Origin of the sequence: Streptomyces noursei (assembly GCF_001646665.1) — a bacterium.
Classification (GTDB): domain Bacteria; phylum Actinomycetota; class Actinomycetes; order Streptomycetales; family Streptomycetaceae; genus Streptomyces; species Streptomyces lavendulocolor.
The window spans coordinates 53,508-65,051 of record NZ_LWBU01000002.1; the positions used below are offsets into that span (position 1 = coordinate 53,508).

Consider the following 11,544-nt stretch of genomic DNA (forward strand, 5'->3'; position numbering starts at 1 on the left):
GGATCATGGTCACGTGAGCGACGTGCGAGGGGCCTGGACACCATGACGGAGAAGATCTCCCGCGCCTCGGGCGCAGCGGCTGTCGGCGACGCCGGTTCGGTGGGTGCTCCGGTCGTCGTGGGCAACGAGCCCGGGTCGTTCGCGCGGGGTGTGCTGGCCGAGCGCCACCCTGCCCTCATCCGGCAGGTGCGGGACGCCTTCCCGTACGGCCGGCGTCAGCACGAGGGCCTGGACGCCCTGTTGCACGAGATCACCAGCGGCGTCGTCCAGCCGCTCGCCCCCGAGGAACACGACCACGCGAGCTGGGCGGCCTGGGGGCGGGAGCACTTCGGGCGCTCGTGGTACGACGCCCCGTTCCTGTGGGCGGAGAGCTACTTCTACCGCAGGCTCCTCGGCGCGGTCGGGTACTTCCGGGCGGGCCCGTGGCGGGGCGTCGATCCTTTCGCGCCGTTCAAGCGGGCCGAGCTGCGGGGCGACGCGGTGGAAGACGAGCTGCGGGCCCTCGACACGCTCGCGGAGGCTCCGGCGGAGGAGCGGGCCACGGCCCTCCTGCACGCCTCCCTCTGGGGCAACCGCGCGGACCTCGGCTTCCGCGTCTCGGCGAGGGAGCCGGAACCGGGCGGCGCGGTGAGCGCGGGCCTGGTCGCCGACGACAGCACCACGCTGTGGCGGCGCCTGCCGCCCGGCACGTCGGCCACCGTGGCCGTGGTGGCCGACAACGCCGGACGTGAGCTGATTCCCGACCTCGTGCTCATCGACCACCTCCTCGAACACGGGCACGCCGCGCGGGTCGCACTTCACGTCAAGCCGTGCCCGTACTTCGTCTCCGACGCGATGACCGCGGACGTGGTCGACTGCCTCCGCCGCCTCACCGGGGCTCCCGGCGACGCCGGCCGGATCGGTGGCCGGCTCTGGAAGGCCATGGCGAAGGGAAGCCTGGAGGTCCGCACCCACCCGTTCTTCTGCGCCCCGCTGCCGTACGAGGACATGCCCGAGGACCTGCGGGAGGAGTTCACGGGTGCCGTGCTCACGATCCTCAAGGGCGATCTCAACTACCGCCGCCTCGTGGGGGACAGACTGTGGAGCCCGACCGTGCCCTTCGCCGAGCGCACGGCGTACTTCCCCGGGGCCGTCGGGGCGCTCCGGACCCTGAAGTCCGACGTCATCGTCGGCCTGCAGCCGGCAATGCTGGACGCCCTCGAACGGTCCGCAACCGCCTGGCGTACGAGCGGCACGCACGCGCTCATCCAGGTGCGGCCGTAGGGCTGCGGGCGCGGTCGCCCGCGACGTCATCCGCGGTCCACGACGACGACGTCGAGGCGGCGCGGGCCGTGGACGCCCTCGACGCGGTTCAGTTCGATGTCGCTGCTGGCCGAGGGGCCCGAGATCCAGGTGAGCGGCCGGGCGGGGGAGAGGCGTGCGAGAGCCTGGGGAACGGAGCCCACGATCTGCTCCGCGCGGACGATGCAGATGTGGTGATCGGGTACGAGCGTGAGCTTCCGGCTTCCCTGGCCCGGTCCCGCGTCCAGCACGATCGTGCCGGTCTCGGCGATGGCGAGTGCGCAGCTCGTGATCACGCTCCCGCAGGTGTCGAGGTCGCCGGCCGTGAGGCCGGGCCGCTCGTGTTCGACCTCGCACCCGACCAGCCCGAGAACGTGCTCCGGCAGGCCCGTCGGTACGACCACCCGGCCGGATCCCGCCTCCGCCACCAGACGTGCGACGACGTGGGGGACCTTGCCGGGCGCCGCGCGATGCACGGCGGCCTTGTACTGCTCCAGCGTCTCCACCAGGAGGTCGGTGGTCTCCGCGGGCGTCCGGTCGCCGTGCTCGTGCGCGTAGGCGCGGGAGACGGCGGCCGCAGGGGATGCGCCCCCGGGCCCCGCGCCGCCGTCCAGGGCTCGGCGAATGCGGTCGAGCATCTGCCGGCGGCTGCTCACTGCGCGTCCTCCTTTCCCTCGTGGTGACGCTTCCACCAGTCGCGGAAGGGCTTGTCCGGCAGCTGGGGGAGGTCGCGGCTGTCGGTCCAGGCGCGCCCCGGGCCGGGGAGCCGGGAGGGGTGGAGCGCGCGCGTCAGCGATGCGGCCCGCTGGGCGGTGGCCAGGACGGCAGGGTGGTCGAACGCCCAGGCGGCGGCGCCCAGTACCGCCTTCTCCACGCGGTGTCCGCCCTGGTCGGCCACCTGCTCCCGGAGGTGGACCAGGACCTCGGGGATGTCGATGGCGACCGGGCACACGTCGTAGCAGGCGCCGCAGAGAGTGGAGGCGTAGGGCAGGGAGGCGTCGACCTCGCTGGCCGTTCCCCGCAGCTGCGGGGTGAGGATCGCGCCGATGGGACCGGGGTAGACCGAGCCGTACGCGTGCCCGCCGGCCCGCTCGTACACCGGGCAGACGTTCAGGCAGGCCGAGCAGCGGATGCAGCGCAGCGCCTGGCGCCCCACCTCGTCGGCGAGCACGGCGGTGCGTCCGTTGTCGAGGAGGACGAGGTGGAAGTCCCGGGGGCCGTCGCCGTCCGTGGTGCCGGTCCACATCGACGTGTACGGGTTCATCCGCTCGGCCGTCGAGGAGCGGGGCAGCGTCTGGAGGAAGACCTCCAAGTCCTGCCAGGTCGGCACCACCTTCTCGATGCCGACGACCGAGATCAGGGTCTCGGGGAGGGTGAGGCACATGCGGCCGTTGCCCTCCGACTCCACGACGACGAGGGTGCCGGTCTCGGCCACCATGAAGTTCGCGCCCGAGACGCCGACCTTGGCGCGCAGGAACTTCTCCCGCAGGTGCAGCCGGGCCGCCTCGGCGAGTTCGGCCGGGATGTCGCTCAGCCCTTCCGGTGCCGGGCGCCCCCAATCGCCCATCCGCTCGCGGAAGATGTCGCGGATCTCGCCGCGGTTGCGGTGGATCGCGGGGACCAGGATGTGCGAGGGACGGTCGTCGGCGAGCTGCACGATCAGCTCCGCGAGGTCCGTCTCGTACGCGGTGATCCCTTCGGCCGCCAGGTGCTCGTTGAGGCCGATCTCCTGCGTGGCCATCGACTTGACCTTGACGACCTCGGTCTCGCCGGTGGCCCGTACGAGGTCGGTGACGATGCGGTTGGCCTCCGCGGCGTCCTGCGCCCAGTGCACGGTGCCGCCCGCCGCCGTCACCGCCTCCTCCAACTGGAGCAGGTACGTGTCCAGGTGCCTGAGCGTGTGGTCCTTGATCTGCTTGCCGGCCTCGCGGAGCGCTGCCCAGTCGTCCAGTTCGGTGACCGCCAGGGCTCGTTTCTCGCGGATCGTGCGGGTGGCGTGGCGCAGGTTCGCCCTCAGCGTGCTGTTGCCCACTGCTTCGCGTGCGGCCTCGGGGAACGCGGGCATGCCCAGGTGGGTCCCGGTCATGTCAGGGGGTCTCCTTCCGTGGAGGCGAGGATCTCGGCGATGTGCAGGGGGCGGACGTCCGCACCCGACCGGCGGATGAGGCCGCCGAGGTGCATCAGGCAGGAGTTGTCCGCGGCGCACAGCACGGCCGCTCCGGTGGAGACCGCGGCGTCGACCTTGTCACGCCCCATCGCCGCGGAAACGTCGGGATTCCTCACGGCGAACGTGCCGCCGAAGCCGCAGCACTCCTCCGCCCCCGGCAGCTCCACCAGTTCGAGGCCCCGCACCGCTCGCAGGAGCCGCCGGGGGCGTTCGCCCAGACCGAGCGCGCGCAGTCCGTGGCAGGTCGGGTGGTACGTCACCCGGTGAGGGTAGAACGCTCCGACGTCGGTCACTCCGAGGACGTCGACGAGGAACTCCGTCAGTTCGTACGTCCTGGGCACGACCTCGGCCACCGCAAGGGCAAGGGAGGACCCTCGCCCTTCCTCCTCGGCCCTTCTGCCCATGCGCGGGTACAGCTCGCGCACCATCGCACCGCAGGATCCCGAAGGCGTCACGACGGCGTCGTAGCCGGCGAAGACGTCGGCGAACCGGCGGGCGAGCGGTTCGGCCTGCCGCCGGTGGCCGGTGTTGTAGTGGGGCTGACCGCAGCAGGTCTGGCCCATCGGGAAGTCGACGTCGACACCGAGCCGGCTCAGCAGCCGCACCACGGCACGGCCGGTGTCCGGGTACAGCGTGTCGTTGACACAGGTGAGGAAGAGGGCGACACGCATCGCGGGGGTCCTCCGGTCCGTAACGGCACATCGGCTGGGTACGCGCCACCGGTTCGCGCGTCCGCACGTGGTCGCCGGCCGGCCCGTGGGCGCGGGACTGTACCAGTACGTCCCCTGCGCGGCGGCCTCGACTCGGCGGGCCGCGAGGGGACGTTCGCGAGGGGCCGCCGCGACGGGTCGGCCGCGAGGGGGGGGCGGCCGCGAGGGGGGTGGCCGCGACCGGGGGCCGCGCGCGGCGGCCGCCGGCCGCAGCCCCTCCCGCGTCACACCAGTGTCGTCTCCTCCTGGCGTCCCCGCGGTTCCGGGGCGCTGCGGGGGGTGGCCGCGTCCCGCCGGCCGCGGGCTCCGCGCACCGGCCACCACATGCCCCGGCCGAGCAGTGCCGCGGCCGCCGGGACCAGAAGGAGCGACACGACGAAGGCGGACAGGAGGATGCCCAGGGCCGTGGCGAAGCCGAGCTGCCGGGTGGAGGGGTCGGCGTTCACCGCGAGGCTGCCGAAGGAGGCGGCGAGGACCACACCGGCCGTGGCGATGGCCGGCGCCGTGTGCCGTACGGCGCGGGCGACGGCGGCGCGGGCCGGGCCTCCGTGGGACATCTCCTCACGCAGGCGGTCGCTGATCAGGATGTTGTAGTCGGTGCCCAGCGCGACCACGAACAGGAACAGCACCAGCGGCAGGACGAAGGTCACGCCCGCCTGCCCGCCGATGTGCTGGAAGACCAGCGCGGAGGCGCCGAACGTCGCCGCGAAGCACAGCCCGATCGCGAGCATCAGCACCACCGGGGCGGCCAGGCTGCGCAACAGCACCACCAGGATCAGCGCGATCAGTGCCGCCGCCACCGGGAACACCGTCCGCAGGTCCCGGTCGACCGCCGTCGCCACGTCCGCGAACACGGCCGCGGTGCCGCCCACGTGCGCGGTGAGCCCCGCGGGTGTCGCCTCCCGGACGGCCTCGCGCACCGGGCCCGCCACGAGATCCCGCGCGCGCTGCGACTGGGCGTCCACCGTCAGGTACGCGTCCAGCCGGGCGGCGGTGCGGTCGGCGTCGAACACGGGGGCGGCCACCTCGCCGACCCCGGCCACCGCCGACAGCGCCCGGTGCAGGGCGCCCAGCCCGGCGGGGTCCAGGACCCGGCCGTCGTCGGCGGTGACGTACACCGTCGTCGGGTCGGACACGCCCGGCGGCAGCGCGCTCGCGATCTCCCGTGCCGTCGCGGCGGCCGGCGTGTCGCGCGGGGTGCCGCCGGTGCCGAAGTCCATGCGGACGCCCGCCGCTCCGGCCGCGAGCGCGCCGAGGAGCGCCACCGACGCCACGGCGACCAGCAGCGGGCGGCGCGCCACCGTCTCGCCGGTGCGGCCCGCCGCGCCGGCCCGCCCGGCCTTCTCCGAGAGGATCCGCGACGGCCAGAACATCTTCCGCCCGGCCACCGCCAGCAGCGCCGGCATCAGCGTCAGGCTCGCCACCAGCATCACCAGCACCGACACCGCCACCGACGGGCCGAGCACCCGGAACTGACCGAACGTCGCCACCCCGAGCGTCGCGAAGGCCGCCACGATGGTCAGCGCCGCCGAGGTCACCGCCGTGCCCACCCGCCCGGCCACGTCCGCGGCCACCAGGCGGTGGTGCTCGTCCGGCCGCCGGCGCAGCTCCTCGCGGAAGCGGAACAGCAGGAAGAGGAAGTAGTCGACGCCGATGCCGATCAGCACGGTGCCGATCATGCTCGGGGTGCCCGGGTCGAGCCGGAAACCGGTCAGGAGGGCCGCTCCCACGACCGTGCCGGCGGCGGCGCCCCCCACCACGGACACCGCGAACAGCGGGACGAACGCGGCCAGGACGCTGCGGAACACCAGCACGTTGATCAGGACGATCAGCCCGACCATCACCAGGCCGACCACCGTCTGCGTGGTCTCCTCCGCCTCGGCGCGGTCCACGACGTCCGCGAGCCCCCCGGTGAACCCCGTGCGCAGCCCGGCCTCACCGAACTCCCGCTCGGCGCGGTCGTGGAAGACCCGGTACAGGGACTGCATGCCGGGGTCGGTGGAGTTGCCCCGCAGCCGCGCGCCGAGCAGCGCGAACGACCCGTCGGGGGCGGTCGCCACCGGTGCCACGCGCGGGACCTGGGAGTAGTCCTCGGAGAGCCCCCGTACCTGCTCGTCCGTCCACGGCATCTCCACGCGCGTGGCGCTCAGTTCACGCGCCACGTCCCGCACGCGCCGCTCGTCCGCGTCCTCGAGCGGCTTGCCGTCGCGCCGCGCCACCAGCACCGTCACCGCGTCGGCGTCCGGCTCCGCGCCGAACTCCTCCCGGGCGATCCGCAGCGCCGCGGCCGCGTCGTACTCCGGTGGCAGGAAGCCGGCGCTGTCGGTGTCCGTCACACGGAAGACGAGCGCCTGACCCATGATCGCGACGAAGACGCCGAGCACCGCCCATACGACGATGACCCGCCAGGGTCTGCGGGTCGAGTATCCGGTCAGGGAACGGATCACGGAAAGCCTCCGGAAGGGTGCGGGGTACGGGGGGACGGGGGCGGGTGCCGCGGGACCGTGACGTCCGGGGCGGCGCCCCCTGCCGGGTGGTTCCGGCACTCCTCCAGCACATCAGCGCCGCGCGGCCCGAACCTCGGAGCCGGGGACGAGAAACCCTCTGGGAGCACGGCCCCGGACCGCCGCGCCACTGGGAGCCTGCTCCTGGTCGCCGCTCCCTCCCGGTCCCGACGCCCTGGCCCCGGCGCACCGGCACCATGGGACACTCGGCGGACGAACCGCAGGTCACCGGGCCGCCCCGGCGGCCCGGGCGAACATGGACGCGCACAGGGGGCGGAGATGGGACGGATCGCGGACGCAGGGCGCCCCGGCCGGGCACGGGGCGGCGCGGGCGCGCCCGGCGACGGACCGTCGGACCTCCCGGCCGGGCCGCGTCCCGGTGGGGCCGGCCCGGGGAGCCGCCCCGGCGGACCGGGGCTGTGGACACAAGCCGACGGGCTGGTCGCCGTCGGCGCCGCGGCCGTCGATCTCGTGGGCTTCACCGTCACCAGCCAGATGGACCAGGGTCACGTCCCGGTGGCCGGCTGCCTGGTCGTGGTGGTCGCCTCGCTGTTCCTGCTGGCGCGCCGCCGCTCACCCCTGGCGGTCCTCGTGTGCGTCCTCGTGGCGAACCTGTCGCTCAACTGGTTCAGTTCCGTCGGCCAGCACTACGGGGCGGCCACCGTCGTCGCCCTCTACACCGTCGTACGTCACCACCGGGCCGCAATCGGCGCGGCGGCCGTCGCCGGCTGCGTCGCGGTGCTCCAGTTCGTCCACCCGGGGATGCCCGCGCCGTCCCTGATCGAGCTCGCCCCCAACGCCGCTTCCGCGCTGTTCGTGGCCGGTGCCGCCGTCGCCGTCGGCCGCTGGCAGCGCAACGCCGAGGCCCAGCGGCGGCTGCTCGCCGAGCGGGCCGTGTCCGACGAACGGCGGCGCATCGCCCGCGAGTTGCACGACATCGTCGCGCACCACCTGACCACCATGCAGCTGCTCGCCGGAGGTGCCCGGGCGAACATCGACCGGTCCCCGGAGGCGGCCCGCGAGGCACTCGTCGCCCTGGAGGGCTCCGGCCGCACCGCCCTGCGCGAGATGCGTCACCTGCTCGACGTGCTGCGGGCCGGCGACGAGATCGACGAGGAGGGCGACGAGGGCGACGAGGGCGGGACGACCGCACCGCAGCCCGGCATCGGCGACCTCGACCGCATCGTCGGCGACAGCCGGCGCGCCGGCCTCCCCACCAGCCTCACCACCGAGGGAGACCCGCGGTCGCTCCCGCCCGGTGTCGCGCTCACCGTCTTCCGTATCGTCCAGGAGGCCCTCACCAACGCCCGCAAGCACGCGGGCGACGGCGCGCACGTCGACGTACGGCTCACCTGCGGGGCCCGCGAGGTCCGGGTCGACATCACGGACGACGGTCCGCGTACCGGCCGTCCCGTCGCACGCGGACCGGGCCACGGTCTCATGGGGATGCGGGAGCGCGTCGCCCTCCACGGCGGCACCCTGCGGGCCGGACCGGAGGGCGCGGGGTTCGCCGTCCGGGCCCGTCTCCCCCTGCCCGCCGACCGTCAGGAGGCGTACGCGTGAGCGCGGTCGTCAAGGTCCTCATCGCCGACGACCAGCCCCTCGTCCGGCGCGGCCTGGCCCTGATGCTCGCCCCCGAGCCCGGTTTCGAGGTGGTGGCCGAGGCGGCGGACGGCGCCGAGGCGGTCCGTCTCGCCCATGACCGCCGGCCCGACGTCGTCATCATGGACATCCGCATGCCGGTCCTGGACGGGATCGCCGCCACCGAGCGGCTCACCGCCGAACTGCCCGGCTGCCGGGTCCTGGCCCTGAGCACCTTCGACATGGACGAGCACGTCGTGGCCGCCCTGCGGGCGGGGGCGTGCGGCTTCCTGCCCAAGGACATCTCGCCCGAGGACCTCGTGGCCGCCCTGCGTGTGGTCCACGACGGCGAGGCGATCCTCGCCCCGCGGCTCCTGACCCGGCTCATCTCCACGCACGTCACGGCCCCGGCCGCCGCCTCGCCGCACCCGGTGCCCCCCGCGGCCGAAGGGCTCACCCCGCGCGAGCGGGAGGTGTGGCGGCTGATCGCCGGCGGTCTGGACAACACGGAGATAGCCGACCAGCTCGGGGTGAGCGCCTCCACCGTGAAGAACCACATCACCGGCCTCTTCGCCAAGCTCCGGGTCCGCGACCGCGCCCAAGCGGTCATCGCCGCGTACGAGACGGGCCTGGTGACGGTACGGCGCGAGGCGTGAAACCACCGGGCCGGGCGGCCCGGAGGGCATCCTGCCGCACGGGGAGGGCTCCGTTCCGTGCGGGCCCAACGACCCGGAATGTTTCGTTCCGTACGGGCCGAACGGCCCGGAGGGACTGGTTCCGTGCGGGGTGAACAGCCATCGCTGGTACGCCTGTTGCGGCTCGTCAGGGACCTTCGGCGAGGCGGAGGCGGGGAATCCGCGGTTATGCCCGAAGCTTCGTCATTTATCTGTACGATGTGACAATCTTCGGCGAAAAGGGATCTTGACTGGGCGTGCGCGGGGGTGGATCGGGGGGCCGGGGCACGGCGCGTCAGCGTCCCCGTGCCGCCCTCCTGCCCCCGCCCGGGCTCCGTCGCCCGGGGACCACTTGGGAGGGGGACGCCCACGTGAACATGATGCTCGCCCGGCTCGGCGAGGACGACCCGCGCAGCCTGGGCGGCTACACCGTACTGGCCGTCATCGGACAGGACGGCATGGGCCGCGTCTATCTGGGGGAGAAGGCCGCCGGGGCGCCGCCCGTGGCGATCAAGACCGTGCGGCCGGGACTCCAGGACGACCCGGAATTCCGCATGCGGTTCGCCCGCGAGGCCCGGGCGTGCGAGCGCCTGTCCGGGGCGGGGACACCGCGCTACCGGGGCGCCGACCCGGACGGCCGGCCACCCTGGCTGGCCGTCGACTACATCCACGCCCCGCCACTGAGCGTCCTCGTCCGCGAGGCCGGCCCCTTACCCCCGCCGGGCGCCATGTCGCTCGTGCGGGAACTGGCACGCATCCTGCCCCGCGTCCACCGGCTCGGCCTGGTCCACCGCGACCTCAAACCGGGCAACGTCCTGGTGGCGAGGCAGGGCCCGGTCATCATCGACTTCGGGCTCCTGCTCGACCTGGCCAGCCCCACCGACCCGCTCGACACCGACCGCCGGGGCACCCCGGGCTACGCAGCGCCGGAACACTGCTTCCGCCGGCCCGTGAGCGAGGCGGCCGACGTCTACGCCCTGGGCGCGATCCTGGCGTTCGTCCTGCGCGGCGCCCTGCCGGTGGACGGCCCGGCGGTCCGGCGGCGGCGCGACGGGCGCCCCGACATCACCGGGCTGTCCGCCGAGGCGTACGAACTGGTCGCCGACTGCATGGCGCTCGACCCGGCGGACCGCCCGCCCCCCGCGACGGTGGTGGCCCGCGCCGACGCGCTGTCCCGGGCCGCGACGCCGGGTGTCGCCCGGCCGGGAGCCTTCACCTGGCTGCCGCCCGCCGCCCAGGACGTGCTCCGCGCCTACGAGGAGATCCGCCTGCCGGAGGCCCGGCCCGCCACCCACAGGCCCGCCGCCGCGACCGTCCCGCTTCCCCGCCCCGAGCCCCCCGCCCCGACGAAGGTCATGGAGCCCCGAGCCTCGTCGACGCCCGCCGGCCGCCCGGCGCCCCCCCGCCCGTCGCCGGCTCCGCCCCCGCCCCCGCACGCATCCCCCCGGCGGCCGGCGCCCCCGCCCCTCGCCGGCGCCCGCTGGAGCGCCCGGCTGCCGGGCCGCACCTACTACGCAGCGCCCGTGCTCCACCGGGGCCTCGCCGTGGTCGCGGCGCTCGACGGCACCGTCCGCGCCTTCGACGCCCGCACCGGCGAGGTCGCCTGGTCGCGGAAGCTGGACGGCCGGGTGGAGTGCCCGCCCGCGACGGGCGGCGACACCCTGATCGTCTCCCGCGCCGACCGCTGGGTGTGCGCCCTGCACACCTCCACGGGCAAGGAACTATGGCGCCGCCCCACCGGCAACACCGCGCCCTCCACCCCCGTCGTCGCCGGCGACCGGGTCCTCCTCGGCGACCGGGAGGGGCTGGTGCGCGCCCTCGACGCCGAGGCGGGGGACCTCCTGTGGACCGCGCGCACGGGCGACCGTGCCGTCCACGGCGCTCCCGCCGTCCACGACGGCCGTGTCTTCGTCACCTCCTGGGACGGCAGTGTCTACGCCCTCGACGCGCGCGACGGCACCCGCCTGTGGGAGGCCCCCACCGGCGGCGAACTGCACGGCGGGCCGGTCGTGTCCGGGGGCAGCGTCCACGTCGGCAGCCGCGCCCGGGTCGTGTGCGCCTTCCGCGCCTCCGACGGACGGCAGGAGAGCCAGGTGCCCACTTACGGCCCGGTACGCGCCCGCCCCGTCGCGTACGGGGGCGAGATCTGGGTCGGCTGCCTGCGCGGCGGCCTGTACGGACTGGGCGCCGGCCACGGCACCGCCGTCCGCCGTCTCGCGCTCGGCGCGGCCGTCCACTCCGAGGCGGCCGTCGACCGGCACAGCGTCTACGCCGGAACGTCCGACGGCCGGGTGCACCGGCTGCGCCGCGACGGCGGCCCCGCACATCCCTGGTACGACGCCGGGGCGCCCGTCGAGGCGGGGCTCAGGACGGGGTACGGCCTCCTCTTCGTCGTCGGCACCGACTGCCGGCTGCACGCCGTCGACCTGGGCGCCGACACCACCCGGCGCGCGGCCGCCCGGCCCCCGGCCCCGGAGCCGGCCCCGTGATCCGCCTCCGGTGGCGCGCGTCCCGGCGCCGGTCCACCGCCGGGGAGGCCCGGCCCGGCGTCCCCGGCACGGGCGGCCCCGGCACGGGCGGCACGACGGCCTCCGGCAGCGACGCCTCCGGCACCGGCGTCCCCGGCC

At 75.1% G+C, this 11,544-nt stretch carries 8 protein-coding genes; 4 read left to right on the forward strand and 4 right to left on the reverse strand.

Going from position 1 to position 11,544, the window contains the following annotated elements:
• Window positions 1-42 precede the first annotated feature (42 nt).
• Window positions 43-1,263 (forward strand): damage-control phosphatase ARMT1 family protein, encoded by a 1,221-nt coding sequence (locus tag A4V12_RS00650; RefSeq protein WP_064067165.1) that lies wholly within the window; start codon window positions 43-45, stop codon window positions 1,261-1,263.
• Between the two features lie 26 nt (window positions 1,264-1,289).
• Here A4V12_RS00650 and A4V12_RS00655 read toward each other — a convergent pair whose 3' ends face one another.
• The 4 genes from A4V12_RS00655 to A4V12_RS00670 all read right to left on the reverse strand — a co-directional run bounded on the left by A4V12_RS00655 (window position 1,290) and on the right by A4V12_RS00670 (window position 6,605).
• Complete coding sequence (locus A4V12_RS00655; protein WP_064067166.1) at window positions 1,290-1,937, reverse strand: LutC/YkgG family protein; 648 nt, start codon at window positions 1,935-1,937, stop codon at window positions 1,290-1,292.
• On the reverse strand, window positions 1,934-3,367 hold the full coding sequence (locus A4V12_RS00660) for a LutB/LldF family L-lactate oxidation iron-sulfur protein (RefSeq protein ID WP_064067167.1): 1,434 nt from the start codon (window positions 3,365-3,367) through the stop codon (window positions 1,934-1,936). Before A4V12_RS00660 ends, A4V12_RS00655 begins: the two co-directional genes overlap by 4 nt.
• The gene (locus A4V12_RS00665) at window positions 3,364-4,119 is read right to left on the reverse strand and encodes a (Fe-S)-binding protein (RefSeq protein WP_064067168.1); all 756 of its coding nucleotides are present in this window, start codon (window positions 4,117-4,119) and stop codon (window positions 3,364-3,366) included. The genes A4V12_RS00660 and A4V12_RS00665 overlap by 4 nt, the downstream gene beginning before the upstream one ends.
• Window positions 4,120-4,382: 263 nt before the next feature.
• A complete protein-coding gene (locus tag A4V12_RS00670) occupies window positions 4,383-6,605 on the reverse strand; it encodes an MMPL family transporter (RefSeq protein WP_064067169.1) in 2,223 nt (740 codons plus the stop codon).
• A gap of 336 nt (window positions 6,606-6,941) precedes the next feature.
• On the opposite strand from A4V12_RS00670, the gene A4V12_RS00675 reads away from it, so the two are divergent.
• The 3 genes from A4V12_RS00675 to A4V12_RS00685 all read left to right on the forward strand — a co-directional run bounded on the left by A4V12_RS00675 (window position 6,942) and on the right by A4V12_RS00685 (window position 11,406).
• On the forward strand, window positions 6,942-8,225 hold the full coding sequence (locus A4V12_RS00675; protein WP_079136708.1) for a sensor histidine kinase: 1,284 nt from the start codon (window positions 6,942-6,944) through the stop codon (window positions 8,223-8,225).
• Window positions 8,222-8,899, forward strand: coding sequence for a response regulator (locus tag A4V12_RS00680; RefSeq protein WP_064067170.1), 678 nt, complete (start codon window positions 8,222-8,224; stop codon window positions 8,897-8,899). Before A4V12_RS00675 ends, A4V12_RS00680 begins: the two co-directional genes overlap by 4 nt.
• A gap of 395 nt (window positions 8,900-9,294) precedes the next feature.
• Window positions 9,295-11,406, forward strand: a complete 2,112-nt coding sequence (locus A4V12_RS00685) for a PQQ-binding-like beta-propeller repeat protein (protein ID WP_234372023.1) — start codon at window positions 9,295-9,297, stop codon at window positions 11,404-11,406.
• Window positions 11,407-11,544: the final 138 nt, after the last annotated feature.